A 22,428-nucleotide genomic window follows, 5' to 3' on the forward strand; every position below is an offset into this window, starting at 1 on the left:
ACATTAAGCCAGAGCCTTGGCAGCCGGAGCCTCTGCCAATATGCTTTCGGGGTCCAAAATCATTGCGATCTTGCCGTCTCCGAGTATTGTGGCCGCAGCCACACCGGCAGTTTCGCCACAAACTCCGTCCAGGCTCTTGATTACCACCTGCCTTTGGTCATGGATTGTATCGACCGCCAACGCACCGCAGCCTCCCATTTGCGTTTCCACCAACAAAAAGACGGCGTTCAGGGGATCGCGGCTTTCGGCGCGCAGGCCAAGCACTTGGGCAACATCGAAAATTGGTACAAAGCTGCCCCGGACCGAAAGCATGTTCTCTTTTGGACCAAGACAGTGAACTGCGCCCTCGGTTGCTCGGATTGTTTCGATGATCGAGGTTATGGGAACAACCATCGTTTGATCCGCAACGGACACCACCATCCCATCCATCACCGCCATCGTTAGTGGTAAAATGATGGTAAAGACCGTGCCCGCACCAGGTGTCGACGAAATGGTGATGCGACCGCCAAGCGCCATGACAGAGTTTCGCACAACATCCATCCCAACACCGCGCCCGGATAAATTTGAAACCTCTGAAGCAGTAGAAAATCCCGGCAGAAATAACAGGCTGTCTATCTCGCTGTCGGAAAGATCGGCGTCTCTGGGAATAAGATTCTTCTCAACGGCTATTTCCCGGATTTTCTCGCGGTTTAAGCCCGCTCCATCGTCTCTGATCTCTATGGAAACGCTTCCGGACCGGTGCGACGCCGTCAGGCGAATTTCACCATCCTCGGATTTACCTGCGGCTAGCCTTGCCTCGGGTTTTTCGATGCCATGATCCACTGCATTGCGGAGGATGTGGGTCATCGGGTCCGTCAGACGCTCGATTACGGTTTTGTCCACCTCGGTGGCGTCACCTTCTGTTACTAGCCGCGTTACTTTACCGGTCGCCGCTGAAGCCTCGCGCACAATTCTGGCCATGCGCTGAAACAAGGGTTTCACAGGTTGCGCACGGATGGCCATAACGCATTCCTGAATTTCCCGCGCCAGCGATTTGAAAGCTTCAAGTTCGTTTTCTACCGCGCGTAAGTCGTCTACATCCAGGTTGTGAATTTGCTGCGCAAGCATCGAGTGATTGATAATCAACTCTCCGACAGTATTGATAAGCCGATCCACCCGTTCAAGATCCACCCGGAGCGTCGAATTGGCAGCCTTGGCGTCCGGTTTCGCAGAAGCCTTGGCGTTGGGCGTTGAAGTGTTCGACGACTGTTTGGTGTGTTCCGAGGAATTGTCCTTGACAGATGATGCATCAACAGAAGTATCTAAACCCGGGTCTTCTTTTGATCCGGCGACTTCTTCTGAGATTTCCAGATCGCACAGGCCGTGGACAAACTCGAAAACAGAATCGACGACGGCCTCGGACTTGTCTGTTGTGAGTCTGATCTCCCATGAAAGATATGCTTCTTCATGGTCAAATGATTCCAGCTTTGGCAGCCGGCTTTCGTCCAAAGTGACGTCGATCTCGCCCAATTCGGCCAATGCCTGGAACAGAAAGAGCGGCTCATTACCGCTGTCGTATAATGTCGCATGCGGACGGAAACGGATTAAAAATGAGGCTTGGCTTGGCTGATCGTCTGTAAAACCAAGGTCCAGCACCATCGGTTGAAAATCCGACAGGTCAACTTCTTCGCCAAGCCCTTCAGCTTCGAGGTAAGCTTGCAGCTCGTTTGTCACTGCACCGTGTGTTTCCGGATCTGCAGGCTTGCCGCCCCGCGCTTCGACCACCAGATCGGATAAATTATCGCTGGCCCGTAAAAGCAGTTGCGCCAGTTTCCCATCGAGCTTCTGGTTTTCCGAGCGCAGGCCGTCGAACACGGTTTCAAACGTGTGGGCAAACCCCACCAGCTTATCGAGCCCAAAGGCGCCGGCCCCGCCCTTGATGGAATGAACGGCGCGAAAAACGGCGTTCACCGTCTCTCCGTCCCAATTTCCGTCATCAATGGCTGTAAGACCCTCATCAATCGCTTCGAGGAGTTCTTCGCATTCTTCAAAAAACGTGTCTTGAATTGAACTGCTCATGTTAACCCGCCATTCCTGCCACACGTTTGATGGCAAAGATCAGAGATTCGTCATCGAAGGGTTTACCAATCCAGCCTGTTGCGCCTGCGCCCCTCACACGGGCTTTCACCTCAGCCGAGCTTTCGGTAGTGAGCACAAGAATCGGAACCCGCGTTGCGATTTTCTTGCCGCGCAACGTTTCGATCACACCGTATCCGTCCATTCGAGGCATGTTTATGTCCGTGATCACGACATCCGGCTTTGTTTTTGCAAAGGTCTCTACACCTTCTTGACCATCTTCAGCGGTGATGACCTCGAAACCGGCCTCAGAAAGCGTCTCGCTCAGCAAGGAACGGATGGTTCTGGAGTCGTCAATCGCAAGTACTTTGGTTTTCATCAGATGCCCTCGAATTGAAATGTCGTTTCGCTTACGCCAAGGGTGCGCAGCGCATGTCGGCATTCATCGCCGACGCCTGTAAGAATGAAGCTTTGTTCGGCCTCCGCCCAATGGCGGCGAGCAGCAAGCAGGATTTGCAGGCAGCGGGTCGGAATGTGCCTCAGGTCCGAGCAATCAATCGAGACCGGTTGGATCGCCCCGATTTGCAGAAACTCGACCATCGGCCCAGTGTCGCCGGACGCTTCTGACTGCGTTAATTCATAAGTTCTAACAGGTTTGCTCATCTTAGACCGCTCGCTTCCGAATGCGTGCCAGAGACAACAGGCACTTCGAAGGTGATTAGCGGCCACGAATTAACATTTGCTTTCTCAAGTCCGAAGAAATGCGCAACTCACGTCTCTGACGTCGTGGTATCTCTTGCTGCCAATTGGTCCCTTTCCGGAACCAGCGCAATTTTGTGGCAAAGCAACGTCAAACTATTCGAGAGGATGGCGAATTTGATGACCATCGCAATCTCTATGGTGGAAAATCCTGTTGTTCTGGCTCTAAATAGGGCCGGATTTTCGCCTATCGTGGGAACTGTGGCATGCAGAGTGTTCTTATCACCGGTTCGGCCGGTTTTATCGGCTTTCACCTGAGTAAGCTGCTGCTGGCGCATGGCTTCCGAGTGGTGGGTCTGGATGACCTGAACGACTATTATGATGTTTCTCTGAAAGAGGCCCGCCATGACATGCTGTCCCGTGAGCCTGATGGTGAAAACTTCACTCCGGTGATTGGCAAAGTTGAAACCCCCGGTTTGCTGATGGATCTGTTCAGGGATCACGGGTTTGACTATGTCATCCACCTCGCGGCGCAGGCGGGTGTACGCTATTCGATCGAAAATCCGCGTTCTTATTTGGAAAGCAACCTGATCGGAACATTCGAAATTCTCGAAGCGGCGCGTGCTTATCCTCCGAAACATATGCTGCTGGCTTCCACGTCTTCGGCCTTTGGGGCCAATACCGAGATGCCCTACAAGGAAACACAGCGCGCGGATCACCAGATGTCGTTTTACGCCGCGACCAAGAAATCGACCGAGAGCATGGCGCATTCTTATGCGCATCTGTTCGATCTGCCAGTCACCATGTTCCGTTTTTTTACCGTCTATGGCCCCTGGGGACGTCCGGACATGGCGCTGTTCAAGTTCACCAAGGCGATCCTCGCGGGCCGTCCGATCGACGTGTACAACCATGGCGATATGAAGCGTGATTTTACCTATGTCGAAGATTTGATTGAGGCAATCCGACTGTTGATGGATGCGATCCCCAAGCGCCCCGTGGATGGGCTGATACCGGAAGGGGACAGCCTGTCGCCCGTTGCCCCTTATCGGGTGGTGAATATCGGCAACAACGATTCCGTCCATCTGACTGCGTTTATTAAGGCCATTGAAGCGGCCACTGGCATTGAGGCAAAGAAAAATATGCTGCCGATGCAACCCGGTGATGTGCCCGCGACTTGGGCGGATGCATCGCTGCTCAGGGATTTGACCGGGTATCAGCCCAAAACGTCGGTGGAGGAGGGCGTTGCAGAATTCGTGAAATGGTATCGCGACTATTACCGCCCAAATGCAGCAGGCGCGGATCGGGCCAACGGATAGGGGCCGTTTGCCAAGCGCTTGAACCTCGATCGAACGGGTGGCGAAACTTGGGACTGGTCGCCTTTGCACCAGCTTTATTTAAAGTAAGCACGCCAATCTGGTTGTCTTTTGCTCTGTTTCGCCCTAACTACAAGCCTACCTCGGGGTGCGCGGTCTGCCGTGCTGAGACGTCTTTAACGAACCCGTAGAACCTGAACCGGCTAGAACCGGCGGAGGGAAGGTTACGGTTTCATCCATCCTTGCCCTCTCGCCGCAATGGAGGATGATATGAAACATCTGATGATTGCTGCGGGAATTCTGAGCGCAACTTCGGCTATGGCGGCCGATACACCTCAGCTGACCGTTTATACCTATGACAGTTTTGTCTCGGATTGGGGTCCGGGGCCGAAAGTAGAAGAAGCTTTCGAAGCCCAATGCGACTGCGACCTGAACCTTGTCGGCGTCGAAGACGGCGCGGCGCTGTTGTCGCGTGTTCGGCTTGAGGGTGCGAACTCGGACGCCGATGTGGTACTTGGGTTGGACACCAACCTGATCGCAGCGGCGAAGGAAACCGGGTTGTTTGCGCCCAGTTCAGTACGTGCCGAATACGATTTGCCGATCGAATGGGCGGATGACGTGTTCGTACCTTACGATTGGGGCTATTTCGCGTTTGTACATAATGCGGATGCGCCGGCACCGGCCAGTTTCCGCGATCTGGCCGATAGTGAGGCCAAGATCATCATACAAGATCCACGTTCATCGACACCGGGTCTGGGGCTGCTGTTGTGGGTCAAGGCGGCCTACGGGGATGATGCACCCGAAATCTGGGCCGGACTTGCCGACAATATCGTGACCGTTACCAAAGGCTGGTCCGAGGCTTATGGTCTGTTTCTGGACGGCGAAGCCGACATGGTCCTCAGCTACACCACGTCGCCCGCCTATCACCTGATCGCAGAAGAGGATGACAGTAAGGCCGCGGCGGCCTTCGACGAAGGCCACTACATGCAGGTTGAGGTTGCTGCGAAACTGGCCGGAACCGATCAACCTGAACTGTCGGACCAGTTTCTGCGATTCATGGTCTCAGACACTTTCCAGCAAATCATTCCAACCACGAACTGGATGTATCCGGCTGTAATCCCCTCGACGGGATTGCCAGACGGCTTTGACGCATTGATCACTCCGGAAAAATCCCTGCTTTTCAGCGCTGATGAGGCGGCTTCTGTGCGGGATGAGGCGCTTACGGAATGGTTGGGCGCGCTCAGCCAGTAAGCACATGGCCGGGTGTTGGCGCGGCCGGGCTTGTTGCCGCGCTCATCCTTGGCACCCTTGCCGCAGTGGCCCTGCGTGCAGAAACGGCGGGCGGTTTCGGCCCCGCTGACTGGTCCGCGTTGCGGTTTACGTCGGTCCAGGCGGTATTGTCCGCGGTGTTCAGCGCGGCACTTGCAATCCCGGTTGCGCGGGCGCTTGCCCGACGCCGGTTTCGCGGGCGGCGGGTTCTTATTACCTTGCTGGGTGCTCCGTTCATCCTGCCGGTCATCGTGGCGATCCTTGGGCTGCTGCAGGTCTTTGGGCGTGCCGGCTGGATATCGGATGTCTTGGGGCTGGTTGGGTTGCCTCCGTTACGTATATATGGGTTACACGGGGTGGTGCTGGCCCATGTGTTTTTCAATCTGCCGCTGGCCACGCGTCTGATCCTGCAGGCGTGGCAAGAAATCCCTGCTGAACGATTTCGTTTGGCCGCGCAACTGGGCTGCGACGGTGGCACCATGTTCCGTCTGATCGAGCTTCCCATGCTGAGGCGCATTTTGCCCGGTGTTCTTGCCGTGATCTTCGCGATCTGCCTGACGAGTTTTGCGGTGGCGCTGACCCTCGGCGGAGGACCCCGGGCAACGACACTTGAACTCGCTATCTATCAAGCCTTTACATATGATTTTGACCTTGGCCGTGCCGCACTGTTGTCGGCCTTGCAACTTGCCTTGACGGTTGCCGCCGCTTTGGCCGCGTTAAGGTTTTCGCAGCGTGACGGTTTCGGCGCAGGTCTGGACCGTGCCATCCGTCGCTGGGACGGTGGTGCCCCCGTACGCGATGCGTTTTGGATCTTTGCGGCAGCTGCGTTTCTTTTTCTGCCTCTGGCTGCCGTTTTAATCTCAGGTCTAGCTGGCCTGTTTGAGATGCCGATCCAGGTTCTTCGCGCCGCGCTGACCTCGGTGCTTGTCGCCTGCGTCAGTACGGTCGTGTTTCTGACGCTGGCGCTGCCGATGGCCTTCGCTGTTGCTGCCGGACGCTATGGAATAGTCGAGCTTAGCGGGATTTTGGGGCTGGCGGCTTCGCCGTTGGTTATTGGTACAGGTCTTTTCATCCTTATTCACCCGGTGGCGAACCCGTCCACGCTGGCGCTGCCAGTGACGGCGCTGGTAAACGCGGTTATGGCGCTGCCATTCGGCCTGCGTATTCTGGTGCCAGCCGCTCGGGAAGTGGTGACGCGGCACGGGCGACTGGCCCTTTCGCTGGACATGAACAAAAAGACCTTCTTCACTCTTGTTCTGCTTCCCCGCATGCGGCCGCAAATCCGGTTTGCCGCTGGCCTGTCGGCTGCTTTGTCAATGGGTGATCTTGGTGTGATTGCGTTATTTGCCGATCCACAGATCGCAACGCTTCCGTTGCAGATCTACAGGCTGATGGGCGCGTACCAGATGCAAGCAGCCGCCGGAGCGGCGTTGTTGCTTTTACTGCTGTCGATGGGTGCATTCTGGCTTTTGGATCGCGGAGGGCGGCATCATGCTGAAACTTGACAACTGCGTTGTCCAAAACGGAAGCTTTTCGTTGCAGGCAGATTTCAGTGTTGAGACGGGTGCAAGCGTGGCCATTGTCGGCCCATCAGGGGCAGGCAAGTCGACGCTGATTGAGGCAATCGCAGGGTTCCGCGATCTGACGCGCGGGCAAATTTTTTGGGACGGAGAACTGATATCCAACCTATCCCCCGGCAAACGTCCGGTGGCGATGCTGTTTCAGGACGGAAATCTCTTTCCCCATCTGACGGTCGAACAGAATATCGCACTCGGTCTGCGTCCAAATGGGCGTCTTTCAACCGAGGAACAAGCAGAGGTTCAGAACGCTTTGGATCGTGTTTCCTTAAGCGGACTGGGTGGAAGAAAACCTGCGGAGCTGTCCGGCGGTCAACAAAGCCGGGTGGCACTGGCCCGGGTCCTTGTGCAACGTCGTCAGCTATTACTGCTGGATGAACCATTCGCGGCTTTGGGGCCTGCACTGAAAGCTGAGATGCTCGATCTTGTAGCCGGGTTGCTGGCTGAGACCGGAACCACTTTGTTGATGGTCAGCCATGACCCGCAAGACGCCCGCCGTATCACTCAAGAGACAATTCTTGTGGCCGAAAATCACGCGCATCCGCCTGCGCCAACATCGGACCTTTTCGACAATCCGCCACCCAGCCTACGTGACTATCTTGGGTAGGGACAAAGGGTGTTCTATTGCGCCAAAGGGGAGCGGTGTCAGCATAACCTAGGTCTGACTGATGTAGCATCGCCCAAGTGGGCTGCTTTGGCATTCCCACGCGTACATAGCACAGCGCTTCAATCTGTTTTCTGGCTCGCCAATCTGTCCAACACCAATGGGTCAAATTCCGGCACGCGCACACGCCGTCGGTCCGGCTCGACGTTGCGCAACGGATCAACTGGAACAACCTCATCCGCTGCCCGGCGCGCAAGGTCCTGATAAACACCAGTCCCACGGGTCTTCCAGTCGATTTCGGCCTCTGTCAAAGGTCGCAAGACCCGCGCGGGTGAGCCTGCGATCATCTGCCGTGGTTCAAAGACGGATTTTGCTTTCACAAAGCTGAGCGCGCCGACAATGCACTCCTGTCCGATCCGCCCCTCGTCCATGATGACGCTGTTCATTCCGATCAGAACGTTTTCTTCCAGATGGCACCCGTGCAGAACGGCCCCGTGCCCGACATGGCCGAACCGTTCAACGACCACATCTCGCCCTGGAAAACTGTGCAACACGCAGGTTTCCTGAATATTGGCGCCTTCTCCAATGACAATCCGCCCAAAGTCACCCCGAAGAACGGCAGCCGGACCGATATAGCAGCCCTCTGCTATGATCACGTCTCCGATGACAACGGCATCCGGATGCACAAACGTCGACGGCGCAACGACAGGGACGACACCATCAAAAGCGTAAAAACCACCCATTCCTTTACCCCCTTATCGATCAATGGCCGCGGTTTTGGCATGAAAAAAAGCTACGACCGGCTGCGCTTACGCTGGCCGCGAACCTCAGCAATTGTCTGATGCAAACCGGCTGTCGAAAGCTGATATGATCTTGGCTTAACAAAATGTACATTTCCAATCTCGGGTCCCATCGTATACGGCTGTTCAAAACCACTGTCCCGGATGCAGCATTTTCACTGAAGCAATTGATAACTTGTAGCGGCAGAAGACGGCTTCCCGCTTAAAGCTTTTGTATCCCGTGGACAGTCAACGTGCAGACCAGATTGGCATAGTCTTCGCGCGCCTTGGTTCCCGCGCCGGTGTTCCACATATAGTACCAGTTCAGCATCCCAAAGACGGACATCGTGGCGCCACGCAGCTTAATTTTGTCCGCCCCCAGGGTCTCAGGTGCCAACTCCCTCAGAATCTCGCGGATGAAGTTGACCATATCAAGCTGATACTCGCGCAGTTTCTTTTGCTGCTCGTCCGTCAAAGCATTCATACCGCTGATTTGGACCCGGTGTTCGTCATCGGCGCCTTGGTACGCAAAGAGGATTTCGCGTACGGCTTTTCGCAGTTTTTCTTCTGGTCCCAGCCCGTCAAAATCCACATTGCAAATGCGGTCGCGCAGCTCACGAAGATAGGTTTCAAGGATGTCATACAGGATGGCATCCTTACTATCGTAGTAATGGTAAATGTTCGCCTTGGAGATCCCGCATTCTTTTGCCAGCAGCGTCATGGAGGCGCGGTCAAACCCTTGGTCTGCAAAGATTTTCGCAGCTCGAGTGAGAATCTGTTCCCGCTTCTGGTCGTGGTCTTTGGCAATTGTCCGTGCCACGGTTCAATCCTTATCGCGGTTGTCAATGACGCGCTTCGCCTTGCCCTGAGAGCGTTCGACGTCGCCTGGATCACCTACAACAATTTCCGTTGAAACGCCAACCATGTCCTTGATGCGCTTGGTCAGCATTCGGGCTGCGGCCGTTTTGGACATCTCGTCGGTCGAGTCTGTCGACGCTTCGACAAACACCCGCATCGCATCCATGCGACCGGACTTGTAAAGCTCGATCTGATAGTAGGGTGCCAGCCCGCCGGTCGCCATGACCTGCTCTTCGATCTGGCTCGGGAAAACATTTACACCCCGCAAGATCATCATGTCGTCACTACGGCCGGTTATTTTTGCCATCCGTCGCATGGAACGCGCGGTGCCGGGCAGCAGGCAGGTCAGATCGCGCGTGCGGTAGCGGATCATGGGCAAACCTTCTTTGGTCAAGGTCGTAAACACAAGCTCGCCCGTTTGGCCGTCCGGTAGAACTTCGCCAGTGGCGGGGTCGATGATCTCCGGAAGGAAGTGATCCTCCCATATCACAGGGCCATCCTTCGTTTCGACGCATTCGCTTGCGACGCCGGGGCCCATGATTTCAGAAAGGCCATAGATGTCGACAGCATGCATATCGAACGCAGCTTCGACTTCAGCACGCATGGCGTCTGTCCAAGGCTCAGCGCCAAAAATCCCGACCTTGAGAGAGCTTTTTCTGGGATCGAGCCCCACTTTGTGAAACTGTTCAAGGATATTGAGCATGTAGGACGGGGTCACCATGATCCCATCGGGTTGGAAGTCCGATATCAAGCCGACTTGCTTTTCGGTTTGACCCCCGCTCATCGGTACAACGGTCGCGCCCAGGCGTTCGATCCCGTAATGCGCGCCTAGGCCGCCAGTAAACAGGCCATAGCCATAGGCGTTGTGGACCATATCGCCCTTTCGCAACCCTGCCGCGCGCAGCGAACGCGCGACCAGATCTGCCCAATTGTCGATGTCGCCCTTGGTATAGCCCACCACTGTCGGTTTACCGGTCGTGCCTGATGACGCATGCAGCCGGATCAACTCACTCCGTGGTACTGCAAACAGACCAAAGGGGTAGTTGTCGCGCAGATCGTTTTTGTACGTGAACGGAAACTTGGACAGATCACTGAGCTGTTGGAGGTCATCGGGATGCACGCCAGCTTCGTCAAAGCGCTGCTTGTACATCGACACGTTTTCATACGCGTGCCGCAGCGACCATTTCAGGCGTTCAAGCTGAGTCGCTCGGATTTCATCAATCGAGGCGATTTCTATCGGGTCCAATTCGCCTTTGTTCGGGGACATGTCATCCATTGCGTTGCTCCTCCTGCGTCGTTCTATTCGTCAAAATTCTGACCGCCGATTGCACGGGACATTCCGCGGAATTCGGCGATAGTGATGTTGTCCTGATTGGTGATGCGCACATCATAGACCCCGCTGCGACCCGCCACGGCGGTTTCGGTGGCCGTCGCAGTCAGATGGTCACCTCGTTTTGCGGGTGCGAGATAACTCATCATCGTGTGTTGTCCGACGGTCGCCACGTTTCGGCTGTTGCAGGCAAAGGCAAAGGCGCTGTCTGCGAGGGCGTGCGTGACACCGCCATGGCAGATACCGTGCCCGTTGCAATGATGAGGCGCGACAGTCAGCGCCAGAACGGCGCGACCTTCGTCGACATCGACAAGGTCCATACCGAACCACTTGCTGGCTTCGTCATTGGCCCACATCACAGCGGCTGATTTGGCGGCGCGTTCTTTCGGGGTCATCGTCATTTTCCCTGAAACCGTGGCGCGCGTTTTTCAAGGAAGCTGGATACGCCTTCGGCATAATCCGCGCTTTCCCCACAGATTTTCATAGCGTCAGCTTCGATTTCAAGATGATCCGAAAGGGTGGTGGTCGCAGCAGCCTGAATGCACTGTTTGGTCTTGCCCAACCCAAGGGTCGGACCTTCGGCGAATTGACTTGCCAAAGTACGGGCCTGGGTCAGCAATTGCTCATCTGGCAGCGCTTTCCAGATCAAGCCCCAGTCTTCCGCTTGCTTCGCGGGCAAGGGTTTGGCCGTTAACGCCAGCCCTTTGGCTCGTGCCTCACCCAGCAGGCGAGGCAGGTGCCAGCTGCCACCAGTGTCAGGGATCAGGCCGACCTTGGCGAAACTCTGAATGAATTTGGCACTCTCACCGGCCAACACCATATCGCAGGCCAATGCCAGATTGGCTCCAGCACCGGCGGCAACCCCATTAACGGCACAAATGACCGGGAAGTTCAGTGAGCGGATCAAACGCACCAATGGCGCATAATAGGTCCTTACGGTCTTACCCAGATCAGGAGGGCTGTCCATTTTTGATGGGTCACGGTCGCCAAGATCCTGCCCGGCGCAAAAGCCACGCCCTGCGCCTGTTAACAAGATCGCGCGCGCACCGTTGTCGCGTGCGGATATCAGCGCATCCTGAAGCGCTTTGTGCATCTCATCGTTGAAGGAATTCAGCTTGTCGGGACGATTCAGGGTGATTTCAACCCAGTTTCCGTGATCTTCCACAAGAATCGTATCGCTCATAACCGTTCTACCTGATGTCGTTATAATTTAATCATTGCATTAACCGAACGGTTGGTCAATATATATACGAGTTTCGAATCTGAACCGTTTTAAGGGCATGGCAATGTCGCATACGTCACTTGTGGCTGTTGAATTTAAAGGCGATGTTGCGTGGGTGACCATCGACAATCCGCCAGTGAATGCAACGTCGATTGGTGTTCGACAGGGATTGGCGGACGCAGTTGCTGCCGTTCAAGGCGCGCGAGTAGCGGTGTTGCGATGCGCTGGTAAAACTTTTGTCGCTGGCGCTGATATGACCGAGTTCGATAGGGCACCGGTCGAGCCGCATTTGCCCGACGTCCTTCAGCTGATTGAGGACAGTGAAGTTCCGTTTGTCGCCTGCATGCACGGAAACGTTCTGGGTGGCGGTTTCGAAGTGGCTATGGCATGCGCATGGCGGATTGCGGCACCAGGCACTGGATTTGGATTGCCGGAAGTCAAAGTGGGGCTGATCCCGGGTGCGGGTGGAACGCAACGTCTGCCGCGCCTTGTGGGGATGGAAGCAGCGATTGACATGGCCTGCACAGGCAAAGTTCTAAGGGCTGAGGCTATCCAGCAGCTAGGCGGCGTCGATCTGGTGGCTGAAGATGTTGAAGCCGCGGTTGATAGCTTTGTTGCTGACTTGCCGGAACGCCCGGTGCCGGTTAGTCAGCGCCCTGTTCCCGAATTCGCGCCTGATCTAATTGAAACCTCTGGCGAGGCATTGAAAAAGCGCGCCAAAGGACAACAGGCGCCGCTGGAAGTCCTAACCGCGCTAAGCTGGGCCACTGAGCCGTTTCCCGAAGCACAACCGAAAGAGCGCGCCCTTCACCTGGCGCTGCGCGATAGTGCGGAGAGCCGGGCTTTACGGTACGCATTCTTCGCCGAACGAGTCGTGTCCAAACCGTCATTGATCAAAGACATCGATGCGCGTGAAATCCGTCGCTTAGCCGTTGTTGGCGGTGGTTTGATGGGTGCTGGGATCGCCACCGCTGCCTTGAGCAGCGGTTTGTCTGTCACGTTAATCGAACGCGACACTGAAGCCGCATCAGCGGCCCGCGATCGGGTTGAAGGCTTGCTGAAGGGTGCGGTCAAACGCGGAAAGATGACCGAGTCCGAATTGCAGAATGGCTTGTCCCGGTTTCGCGCCGTTGACAGCTATGCCGATGCAGCCGACGCACAATTGGCGATCGAAGCGGTGTTCGAGGATATGACGGTGAAGCAGCAGGTCTTTGCAGAACTGGCGCAGAATATGGACGCCAATGCCATTCTTGCTACCAACACCTCTTACCTCGACCCAGTCGAAATATTCGCAGGCATTGAGAATCAAGCGCGTTGCATCGGTTTGCATTTCTTCAGTCCGGCCCACGTCATGAAGCTGCTTGAGATCGTGCATACCCCGCACACGGCACCCGAAGTCGTGGCCACCGGATTTGCGCTTGGCAAGAGGTTGCGTAAGGTGTCGGTTCTGTCGGGCATTTGCGACGGGTTCATCGGAAACCGAATGCTGTCCGCCTATCGGCGTGAGGCAGACTATCTGCTGGCAGACGGGGCGCTGCCTTACCAAATAGATCAGGCGATGCGGGACTTCGGAATGCCAATGGGGCCGTATGAGCTGCAGGATCTGACCGGGCTACAGATCGCTTGGGCCAATCGCAAACGCAACGCGACCACGCGCGATCCGAACGAACGTTATGTCCCCATCGCGGACCAATTGTGCGAGATGGAGCGATTTGGCCAGCGTGCAGGCAAAGGTTGGTATCGATACGAAAAAGGGGACCGGACACCGATCCGAGATCCCGAAGTTGAGGCTTTGATCGAAGATTATTCTGCGGAACAGGGTATAACCCGCCGGGTCTTCTCGGCAGAGGATATATCTTCTCGCATGCTGGCTGTGTTGGCCAATGAGGGGCGCCTGATCATTGAAGAAGGCGTCGCCGAAAACGCCGAAGCTGTGGATATGGTTCAGGTTCATGGCTACGGTTTTCCACGCTGGCGCGGGGGACCAGTGAATTACCAAAATGAAATCGGTGATAAGGTGTCTCGTGCAATGATGGATATTGTAGATGCTGAAAGTCCTGGCTCATGGAGGGTTGCGCGAGGAGACTGTTAAGGCGCTCAACTCACTTACTGCATTTAAGCCCGGTTCATGGGCTTTGAACTCAAATTGCCATAATCAGGGAGGATCCAATGGCTAAGTTTACAAAACTCACTTCGCTTCTGGCCGGTGCGACACTGGCGTTGACTGGTTCTGCGGTTTTTGCCGCTGACTACACGCTGACCATTTCCAGCTGGGCACCACCAACCCACGGCATCAACGCCAAGATGTGGCCGAAATTCGTCGAGATGGTGGAAGAGGCCACAGATGGACAGGTCACGGCCGAATTGAAGCTTGGCATTGCACCGCCGCCTGCGCAGATGGATCTGATCATGGATGGCGCGGCGGACGCTTCGATCATCTTTCATGGCTACCAGCCGGGTCGTTTCGTGACCACTAAACTGATCGAATTGCCCGGTTTCGAGGGGTCGGCCGAGGCGGCATCGGTTGCCTATTGGCGTGCTTATGAGAAGTACCTCAAAGAAGCAGATGAGCATCGCGGTGTGAAAGTTATTGCCCTGCACACCCACGGTCCGGCCCAATTGCATACCAGCAACGCGGTAACCTCATTGGACGAGGTATCGGGGCTGAAGGTTCGCATTCCTGGCGGCGTTGGAGGTGATGTCGGTACGGCGCTGGGTGCAACAGGTATCCAGGTACCGGCCCCGAAGGTGTACGAAACTCTGGCTTCGAAGGCGGCAGATGGTGTTGTGATGCCATTTGAATCCCGCAAAGGCTTTAAACTGACCGAAGTGGCGCAGAACGTTTACGAAGTTCCGGGCGGCCTATATCGCGGGTCCTTTGCCTTTATCATGAACGAGGATACTTTTGCCGATCTGCCTGCCGATCTTCAGCAGGCGCTGGAAGAGAATGTTTTCGGAGAGCCGTTGAGCCGCGAAATCGGGAAAATCTGGGATGAGATTGATACGATTGGTCGCGAAGAAACTGAAGGCACGGAAGGCAATGCAATCAACACGGCATCTGCGGAAGACCTTGAAAAGTTCAATGCGATCGCCGTCGATGTGCGCACCAAGGTCATTGAAGAAGTCAACGGAGCTGGCATCGACGCTCAGGCCGCATACGACATGATCGTACAGGAAATGGCCGCGCAATAACGCGGCCCGGGTGGCGGTATCAAACCGCCAACCCTTTCGCTCCGACGGGGACTCAAAATGCAATCTCTCGTAACACTTGCGCGCCGCATTAGTGTTTTTCCAACGCTGCTGGCTTGTGTGGCGCTGTTTATCCTTATGGTCATGACGTTTTGTGACGTTATCCTTCGGTCCGTGTTCAACGCGCCGATCGAAGCGGCGACCGAGCTGACGCGCATTCTAATGGCGATCCTCGTTTTCTCGGTTCTGCCGATGATCTCAGCTGGTAAGGGCCAAATTGCGGTCGACCTAACGGATGGAGTGTTTTCCCGACTTCGTCTAAGCCGTGCACGGGATGCAGTTGTCTATCTGATCTCGGGCATCATTCTTTTTTGGCCCATTCAAAGGGTCTGGGTTCTGGCTGAACGGGCGCGGGACTACGGTGACGTTACCGAGTATTTGGCGATCCCCGTTTTCTATGTCGGCTGGTTCATCGCTGCGTCCACCGCAATCACGGCGGTCGCGATGATTGTGACCGGCCTTCTGTATATCTTCGCCCCCCACACTTTGTCGGAGCACCACCAATGACTGCCGCGCTGATCGGTTTTGCCCTTGTTCTAGTTCTCGTGCTTCTGCGCTTGCCGATTGTTTTCGCAATGGGCCTCGTCGGGACGCTGGGTTTTGCATATGAGCGTGGCGACAGCATTTTCTCGGAGCGCGGCTTAAAGGCAGCAATGTCCATGGTAGGCCGCCAGATCACCGACACAGCGCAAGACTACGGGCTTTCTGTTATTCCGCTGTTTATCCTGATGGGATTGTTCGTGAACAAGGGCGGGCTTGCCCGCGAACTTTACGCCGTATCGAACGCTTTTCTGGGGCATTTCAAAGGTGGGATCGCGATGGCTACGGTCGCAGCCTGTGGTGGGTTCTCGGCCATCTGCGGCTCGTCTCTGGCAACGGCTGCAACGATGTCCAAAGTCGCCATGCCGGAAATGCGCCGCTATCGGTATTCGGATGAGCTTTCAACTGCGTCAATAGCTGCCGGAGGTACGCTGGGTATTCTGATCCCACCGTCCGTGATCCTTGTTATCTACGGTCTGTTAACCGAAACATCCATCGGCAAGCTGTTTGTCGCGGGTATCATTCCCGGTGTGCTTGGCATCCTGCTGTACCTGTTTGCCGTCCGCTGGACCGTCTGGCGCAATCCAGAATCCGGCCCGGCCGGTGAGAAACACGGTTGGGGCGAACGGTTGTCAGCGTTGCGTTCGGTGTGGGCGGTTTTGTTGCTGTTCTTCTTGGTCATAGGTGGGCTTTACGGTGCCTTCGATTTCCACCCTTTGAACCTGACGTTCAGCCCGACGGAAGCGGCCGGCATGGGAGCCATGGGGGCCTTCTTGATCGCTCTGTCGCGTGGCGGGTTGAGCCTGTCTTCGACTTTCGAGGTTCTGAAAGAAACAACCTATACTGCTGCGGCCTTGTTCTCGGTTGTGATCGGGGCTCAGATCTTTTCGAACTTCATCAATCTTGCAGGTTTGCCCGAGGCGCTGATCGCATTGGTTACGGCGTATGACGTGGAACCTTTCGTGGTGATCCTGATGATCCTGGGCATCTACATCATCCTGGGTTGCGTGTTTGAATCGTTGTCGATGCTCTTGCTGACCGTTCCGATCTTTTTCCCGCTGGTGACGTCGCTGGGCTATGATCCGATCTGGTTTGGCATCGTGGTTGTTGTCGTGACCGAGATCAGCCTGATCACACCACCTGTTGGTCTGAACGTGTTCATCCTGAAAGGTGTCGTTGGGGATGTTTCGACCGGAACGATCTTCAAAGGTGTTACTCCGTTCTGGATCGCCGATATCTTCCGCCTGGCTTTGATTGTCCTGATACCGTGGCTGGTACTGGTCCTGCCCGAGCATATGGGGGCGATGGGTCACTGATGTTCTCACTGACTTCGCTTCCGGTTGGGTTTCACGAAGACCCTTATCCAGCCTATACCGCCTTGCGCGAAGAGACACCGGTTTGCCCTCAGCCCGATGGCTCGGTTATCCTGTCGCGTTACGAGGATCTGGATCTGGTTTACCGGGATACGGCGCGGTTCATTTCGGACAAGAAGGCGGTGTTTGGCCCAAAGTTCGGGGTCGACAGTCCGCTATACGAACACCACACCAACAGTCTGGTGTTCAACGATCCGCCTCTGCACACCCGCGTTCGTAAGGTGATGGTCGGCGCGATGAATCCGCGCGCTTTGGCGCAGATGGAACCGGGCTTGATCACGCTTGTCGATAGCTTGCTGGACCAGATTCAGGCCAAGAGTACGGTCGAGTTGATTGAGGATTTCGCGGGAGCGATCCCGATTGAAATCATTGGCAACCTGTTGGGTATTCCCAGATCCGAGCGCGGGCCCCTGCGGGATTGGTCCCTTGCCATACTCGGCGCGTTGGAGCCGGAACTGACGCCGGAACAGGAAGAGTGGGGCAACCGCGCAGTCTCGGAATTCAAGGCGTTCCTGCGGCATATCATTGATGACCGAAGATCCAATCCCGGCAACCCCGAGACGGATGTTCTGACACGGCTGATACAGGATGACTCGGATGGTGGTCTGACTGAGGTCGAGCTGTATCAAAACTGCATCTTCATCCTGAATGCAGGGCACGAAACCACAACGAACCTAATCGGCAACGCGCTGGAGCTGCTGGATCGGCACTGCGACAAACGAACCGAGTTGCTGAGCAGTCCCAACCTGATCTCCACGGCGGTGGATGAGTTCTTGCGCTTGGAAAGCCCGAACCAGTTTGGGAACCGTTTGACTACTGAAGATGTAACGTTTCACGGTTTCACCATTTCGGCGGGCACGGATATTCACCTGTGCATAGGGGCCGCCAACCGCGACCCACGGCAATTTGACCGGCCCGACGATATGCTGTTGGACCGCCGTCCCAACAAACACCACGCTTTTGCCGGCGGTCCGCACACGTGCGTCGGTCTGACTCTGGCCCGGATGGAGGGCAAGATTGCGGTCAGCCGGTTTTTGGACCGCTTTCCAGATTATCAGATCACCGACGGAGCCAAACGCGGAGGGCGTATTCGATTTCGCGGGTTCGCCCGTCTACCCGCGCAGGTTTGAGGTGGCCAAGGCAAGAAAAGGCCGGTCAATTTAATGACCGACCATACGGTGGATAAAATGATTATGATGACCGCGCGCATAGGGCCGCGAAGATCATCTCAGGACTGAGGAGAGACTCATGACGATCCAGCAAATTTCAAGTTTCGCGGCCGGTGAGTGGATCGCGCCGGGTGAAGGGGCCCGCAATATTGCCAGTGCCGTGACAGGCGAGGTGATTGCCACTGCTGGCAATAACGGTTTGGATGTGCAGGGCATGTTGGACTACGCGCGTAACGTCGGTGGACCGGCGTTGCGCAAGTTGACGTTTCACCAGCGCGCCAAGATGCTTAAAGCGCTGGCGCAGCATCTGGGTCAGAACAAACAGGTCATGTACGACCTGTCCTTCAATACGGGCGCGACACAGTCGGATCATCTGATCGATATCGACGGCGGGATCGGCACAATGTTCGTGTTTGCCTCGAAAGGCCGACGCGATATGCCGGATGGTCACGTCTATCTGGATGGTGACGTCGAGCAGCTTTCGCGCAATGGTACGTTTCTGGGTCAGCACATCTGCACACCGCTGCGTGGTGTGGCAGTCCATATCAACGCGTTCAACTTTCCGGTTTGGGGCATGTTGGAAAAGCTTGCTCCGACCTTGCTGGCGGGTGTGCCGGCTATCGTCAAACCGGCGACCAATTCCTGCTATGTGACGGAACTGTGCGTGCGGCTGATGCTGGAGTCAGGCATTCTACCCACCGGAGCGCTGCAACTCGTTTCAGGTGGACTGGGTGATATGCTGGATCATCTGACCATGCAGGACGTGGTCAGTTTTACCGGCTCGGCTGATACTGCGCTGAAACTGCGTTCTAACCCTGTCATTCTGGAAAACTCCGTGCGTTTCGTAGCGGAGCAGGACAGTCTTAATTGCTCGGTTCTGGGCGTTGATGCGGAGCCGGGAACGCCTGAGTTTGACCTGTTCGTCAAGGAAGTCCAGCGCGAGATGACCACGAAAGCGGGTCAGAAATGTACCGCAATCCGTCGGATAATCGCACCCGAAACCCATGTGCAGGCGGTGATCGAAGCCCTTTCCGCACGGCTTGAAAAAACAGTCATTGGTGACCCGAAACTTGAAACCACGCGCATGGGTGCTTTGGTCTCTAATAGCCAGAAACGGGACGTACTGGAAAAGGCGGCGATCATTGGCCAGGAGGCGGAGCGCGTGTTTGGCAACCCGGACGTGTTCGACGTTGACGGCGCTGATGGTGACAAGGGGGCTTTCTTGCCGCCAATGCTGTTCCATTGCGCTAACCCCGATACGGCAAAGCGCGTTCATGACACCGAAGCCTTCGGCCCCGTCAGTACCATCATGGGCTATCGGGACACGGACCACGCGATTGAGCTGGCGAACAAGGGGCAGGGCTCTCTGGTCGCTTCGGTCATTACCCGAGACGCAGACGTGGCGCGCAGTTTTGCATTGGGTGCCGGGGCTTTTCACGGGCGGCTTTACTTCAACAACCGCGACTCGATGAAAGAGTCCACCGGCCACGGATCACCCTTGCCGCATATGGTTCATGGTGGTCCCGGTCGTGCTGGTGGCGGTGAGGAAATGGGTGGTGTGCGTGGTGTGAAACACTACATGCAGCGCACGGCCACTCAGGGTTCACCCGACCTGTTGACGGCGATTGGGTCCAAATGGGTTCCGGGCGCGACCGAGATCAAGGGTCCTGCCCACCCGTTTACCCGCCGGTTCAATGATCTGGCCATTGGTGAGACACTCCATACAGAGCCGCGAACAATAACGATCGACGACATCCAGCATTTCGCGGACTTCACCGGCGATACATTCTATGCGCACACCGACGAGGCCGCCGCGAAACGCAACCCGTTCTTTCCGGGTCGTGTCGCGCATGGATATCTTCTGTTGTCGTTCGCAGCCGGTTTGTTTGTCGAGCCGAACGAAGGACCGGTCCTGGCCAACACGGGCTTGGACGGGTTGCGCTTCATGAAACCCGTCGTGGCAGGGGACAGCATCAAGGTTCGCCTGACCGTCAAGTCAAAGACAAAACGAAACGATCAGTATGGCGAAGTGCGCTGGCACGTCACCCTGACCCAGCAGGATGATGAACTGGTTGCAGAATACGAGCTGCTGACAATGGTGGCATACTGATGATGACGGGCCGGATGGTAATTCAATCCGGCCCGCTTATACTGGGCCCATGAAAGACGCTGCCTCAGACTGGTTCGACACGTGTGTCAGTCATTTAACGTCCGAGGGTTCCCTGCGGGTGTGGTCGGTGCTTGTCACGATTTTTGGCGATCTGGCGCAAAACAAATCGGATCAAATAAGCGGGTCACTGATTACGGCGTTGACAAGTCTTGTTGGTATCAAGGCCGAAGCGACCAGGGTGGCATTGCACCGATTGCGCAAAGAGGGCTGGATCGAAAGTACGCGTGTTGGACGGGCAAGCGTTCATCGTCTTACCGAATATGGCCGTAATCAGAGCGCGACTGCCGCGCCGCGAATTTATGCCCGCGAAGCAAGCTCGCCAGAAATCTGGCATGTGCTAATTTCAAGTAGCTCGGATTCATCCCGAAAGGAACTCGCAGATCTGTTGCTGACAGGGGACTACGTATCATTGAATCCCGCAACGGCGATGGCGTCGGGACCAATGCCGGACGATCTTGAAGACTTGTTGGGTTTTGAAACCAGTGCGGTTTCTGTTCCCCAATGGTTACAAGACTTGTTCGGGCCAGAGCAGTTGAAACACGCATATGATGAATTTTGGAAAACAACTTGCGCTATTGATGAGTCGTTGCCGCCGGCCGGGGTGGATGACCCGATGAAAAGGGCAATGCTGCGCGTTCTTATCGTCCATAACTGGCGCCGCATCATACTGCGGCATCCGGTTTTGCCAGCGGATTTTCTGCCGACTGACTGGAATGGTCCTGCCTGCCGCGAGTCCGTATCCAAGCTTTTGGAAAGGTTGCCGCGGCCAGAACTTGCAGCTCTGGAAACAGAACTGAGTAGCTAGGTTCTGACAAGATTCCCTTCTGATGTTGAGGAGAGCGCAGGTTTGGTTTGTGCGGGAAAACATCGTGGCAAGCTGATCATTTTACATGTTACGAAGTTAGGCGAATTAACCATCATCTGGTAACATGACACTTGCTTCGAATCAGTCGCGACTCTATAAACCGACCATACGGTCTATGAATGAACGTGAACGTACGGGAGAATTCACACATGGATGCATTCATTTGCGACGCGACGCGCACTCCGATTGGTCGGTACGGTGGTGCTTTGTCGTCGGTCCGCGCGGATGATCTGGCGGCCATTCCGCTTGCTGCTTTGAAAGAGCGGAATCCGCAAGTTGATTGGTCCAGTGTGGACGATGTTGTTTATGGGGATGCGAACCAGGCCGGTGAAAGCAACCGGAACGTGGCAAGGATGGCGGCCTTGTTGGCCGGGTTGCCCGTTGACGTTCCGGGAACCACGATAAACCGCCTGTGCGCCAGCGGAATGGATGCGGTTGGAATGGTGGCTCGGGGTATCAAGGCGGGTGACTATGACCTGGCGATCGCAGGTGGCGTAGAAAGCATGTCCCGTGCGCCCTTCGTGATGCCCAAGGCAACGTCTGCGTTCATGCGCAGCAACGCGGTTTACGATACCACCATTGGCTGGCGTTTTGTGAACCCCAAGATGAAACAGGAATACGGCATCGACTCGATGCCGCAAACCGCTGACAATGTGGCCGCTGATTATGGCATCAGCCGCGCGGATCAGGACAGTTTTGCCGCACGCAGCCAAGCCCGTTGGGCAGCGGCGCATGAGGCGGGTCTGTTCGCGGACGAAATCACTCCGGTCTCGGTTCCGCAGCGCAAGGGCGATCCGATCGTGATCGACACCGATGAATACCCCCGACCGGGAACAACGGCAGAAAAACTGTCGGGTCTCAAGGGCGTCAACGGACCGGACAAGACTGTTACGGCTGGAAATGCGTCCGGTGTCAATGACGGTGCGGCAGCCATTTTGATGGCGAATGAAGCGTCGGCGGAAAAGAACGGTCTTACCCCGATTGCTCGGGTCGTGGGGATGTCGGTTGCCGGTGTCGAACCGCGCATCATGGGAATTGGCCCTGTTCCCGCCAGTCGCAAGGTATTGGCACGGGCCGGACTGACTATTGAACAGATGGATGTGATAGAGTTGAACGAAGCATTTGCGTCTCAGGGGTTGGCGACGCTTCGGGAATTGGGTCTGCCGGACGACGCGCCACACGTTAACCCCAATGGCGGTGCCATTGCCATTGGCCACCCTCTTGGCATGTCCGGGGCGCGACTGGTGTTGACTGCGGCCTACCAACTGCGCCGGACAGGCGGGCGGTATGCGCTGTGCACAATGTGCGTGGGTGTTGGGCAGGGCGCAGCTTTGATTTTGGAACGGGTTTGATAGG

At 55.9% G+C, this 22,428-nt stretch carries 20 protein-coding genes and 1 riboswitch; of the genes, 12 read left to right on the forward strand and 8 right to left on the reverse strand.

All coding sequences use genetic code 11. From position 1 onward, the window contains the following. Positions 1–3 precede the first annotated feature (3 nt). The 3 genes from AVO44_RS03865 to AVO44_RS03875 are packed head-to-tail and all read right to left on the reverse strand — an operon-like array spanning position 4 to position 2,718. Entirely contained in the window at positions 4–2,058 is a 2,055-nt protein-coding gene (locus AVO44_RS03865) for a chemotaxis protein CheA (protein WP_068332850.1), read from the reverse strand. Between the two features lies 1 nt (position 2,059). After that, the gene (locus AVO44_RS03870; protein WP_068332853.1) at positions 2,060–2,434 is read right to left on the reverse strand and encodes a response regulator; all 375 of its coding nucleotides are present in this window, start codon (positions 2,432–2,434) and stop codon (positions 2,060–2,062) included. Continuing rightward, the gene (locus AVO44_RS03875) at positions 2,434–2,718 is read right to left on the reverse strand and encodes an STAS domain-containing protein (RefSeq protein ID WP_082677378.1); all 285 of its coding nucleotides are present in this window, start codon (positions 2,716–2,718) and stop codon (positions 2,434–2,436) included. The genes AVO44_RS03870 and AVO44_RS03875 overlap by 1 nt, the downstream gene beginning before the upstream one ends. Positions 2,719–3,020: 302 nt before the next feature. Between AVO44_RS03875 and AVO44_RS03880 the strand changes: the two genes are divergently transcribed. The 4 genes from AVO44_RS03880 to AVO44_RS03895 all read left to right on the forward strand — a co-directional run bounded on the left by AVO44_RS03880 (position 3,021) and on the right by AVO44_RS03895 (position 7,520). Beyond that, positions 3,021–4,070: a GDP-mannose 4,6-dehydratase gene (locus tag AVO44_RS03880; RefSeq protein WP_068332860.1), complete on the forward strand. Its 1,050-nt coding sequence runs from the start codon at positions 3,021–3,023 to the stop codon at positions 4,068–4,070. A 131-nt stretch (positions 4,071–4,201) separates the two neighbouring features. Beyond that, a riboswitch (TPP riboswitch) is annotated at positions 4,202–4,305 on the forward strand. A 32-nt stretch (positions 4,306–4,337) separates the two neighbouring features. Further along, the gene (gene thiB / locus AVO44_RS03885) at positions 4,338–5,318 is read left to right on the forward strand and encodes a thiamine ABC transporter substrate binding subunit (RefSeq protein ID WP_068332863.1); all 981 of its coding nucleotides are present in this window, start codon (positions 4,338–4,340) and stop codon (positions 5,316–5,318) included. Beyond that, entirely contained in the window at positions 5,294–6,841 is a 1,548-nt protein-coding gene (locus tag AVO44_RS03890) for an ABC transporter permease family protein (RefSeq protein ID WP_068332866.1), read from the forward strand. Before thiB ends, AVO44_RS03890 begins: the two co-directional genes overlap by 25 nt. Next, entirely contained in the window at positions 6,828–7,520 is a 693-nt protein-coding gene (locus AVO44_RS03895) for a thiamine ABC transporter ATP-binding protein (RefSeq protein ID WP_068332881.1), read from the forward strand. The genes AVO44_RS03890 and AVO44_RS03895 overlap by 14 nt, the downstream gene beginning before the upstream one ends. 119 nt (positions 7,521–7,639) lie before the next feature. Here AVO44_RS03895 and AVO44_RS03900 read toward each other — a convergent pair whose 3' ends face one another. The 5 genes from AVO44_RS03900 to paaG form a co-directional block, all read right to left on the reverse strand. Beyond that, on the reverse strand, positions 7,640–8,260 hold the full coding sequence (locus AVO44_RS03900; RefSeq protein ID WP_068332884.1) for an acyltransferase: 621 nt from the start codon (positions 8,258–8,260) through the stop codon (positions 7,640–7,642). 259 nt (positions 8,261–8,519) lie between these two features. Beyond that, positions 8,520–9,116, reverse strand: coding sequence for a TetR/AcrR family transcriptional regulator (locus tag AVO44_RS03905; RefSeq protein WP_068332888.1), 597 nt, complete (start codon positions 9,114–9,116; stop codon positions 8,520–8,522). Positions 9,117–9,119: 3 nt separating this feature from the next. Continuing rightward, positions 9,120–10,430 carry a phenylacetate--CoA ligase PaaK gene (gene paaK, locus AVO44_RS03910; RefSeq protein WP_068332890.1) on the reverse strand — a complete coding sequence of 437 codons (1,311 nt, stop codon included), beginning with the start codon at positions 10,428–10,430 and terminating at the stop codon, positions 9,120–9,122. A gap of 23 nt (positions 10,431–10,453) precedes the next feature. Continuing rightward, positions 10,454–10,879 (reverse strand): hydroxyphenylacetyl-CoA thioesterase PaaI, encoded by a 426-nt coding sequence (gene paaI / locus AVO44_RS03915; protein ID WP_068332893.1) that lies wholly within the window; start codon positions 10,877–10,879, stop codon positions 10,454–10,456. 2 nt (positions 10,880–10,881) lie between these two features. Further along, on the reverse strand, positions 10,882–11,667 hold the full coding sequence (gene paaG, locus AVO44_RS03920) for a 2-(1,2-epoxy-1,2-dihydrophenyl)acetyl-CoA isomerase PaaG (protein WP_068332896.1): 786 nt from the start codon (positions 11,665–11,667) through the stop codon (positions 10,882–10,884). A 103-nt stretch (positions 11,668–11,770) separates the two neighbouring features. On the opposite strand from paaG, the gene AVO44_RS03925 reads away from it, so the two are divergent. The 8 genes from AVO44_RS03925 to pcaF all read left to right on the forward strand — a co-directional run bounded on the left by AVO44_RS03925 (position 11,771) and on the right by pcaF (position 22,424). Beyond that, the gene (locus AVO44_RS03925; protein WP_068333976.1) at positions 11,771–13,798 is read left to right on the forward strand and encodes an FAD-dependent oxidoreductase; all 2,028 of its coding nucleotides are present in this window, start codon (positions 11,771–11,773) and stop codon (positions 13,796–13,798) included. Between the two features lie 77 nt (positions 13,799–13,875). Continuing rightward, positions 13,876–14,898, forward strand: coding sequence for a TRAP transporter substrate-binding protein (locus tag AVO44_RS03930; protein WP_068332899.1), 1,023 nt, complete (start codon positions 13,876–13,878; stop codon positions 14,896–14,898). A 57-nt stretch (positions 14,899–14,955) separates the two neighbouring features. Beyond that, entirely contained in the window at positions 14,956–15,462 is a 507-nt protein-coding gene (locus AVO44_RS03935; protein ID WP_068332902.1) for a TRAP transporter small permease, read from the forward strand. Beyond that, positions 15,459–16,811 carry a TRAP transporter large permease gene (locus tag AVO44_RS03940; protein WP_068332905.1) on the forward strand — a complete coding sequence of 451 codons (1,353 nt, stop codon included), beginning with the start codon at positions 15,459–15,461 and terminating at the stop codon, positions 16,809–16,811. The genes AVO44_RS03935 and AVO44_RS03940 overlap by 4 nt, the downstream gene beginning before the upstream one ends. Further along, positions 16,811–17,998, forward strand: a complete 1,188-nt coding sequence (locus tag AVO44_RS03945) for a cytochrome P450 (protein WP_068332908.1) — start codon at positions 16,811–16,813, stop codon at positions 17,996–17,998. Before AVO44_RS03940 ends, AVO44_RS03945 begins: the two co-directional genes overlap by 1 nt. Positions 17,999–18,116: 118 nt before the next feature. Next, the gene (gene paaZ / locus AVO44_RS03950) at positions 18,117–20,147 is read left to right on the forward strand and encodes a phenylacetic acid degradation bifunctional protein PaaZ (RefSeq protein WP_068332911.1); all 2,031 of its coding nucleotides are present in this window, start codon (positions 18,117–18,119) and stop codon (positions 20,145–20,147) included. A gap of 49 nt (positions 20,148–20,196) precedes the next feature. Continuing rightward, the gene (locus AVO44_RS03955) at positions 20,197–21,012 is read left to right on the forward strand and encodes a PaaX family transcriptional regulator C-terminal domain-containing protein (RefSeq protein ID WP_068332914.1); all 816 of its coding nucleotides are present in this window, start codon (positions 20,197–20,199) and stop codon (positions 21,010–21,012) included. A 209-nt stretch (positions 21,013–21,221) separates the two neighbouring features. Continuing rightward, positions 21,222–22,424, forward strand: a complete 1,203-nt coding sequence (gene pcaF, locus AVO44_RS03960) for a 3-oxoadipyl-CoA thiolase (protein WP_068332917.1) — start codon at positions 21,222–21,224, stop codon at positions 22,422–22,424. Positions 22,425–22,428 lie beyond the last annotated feature (4 nt).

Source organism: Ruegeria profundi (assembly GCF_001507545.1).
In the GTDB taxonomy this organism is placed as follows: domain Bacteria; phylum Pseudomonadota; class Alphaproteobacteria; order Rhodobacterales; family Rhodobacteraceae; genus Ruegeria; species Ruegeria profundi.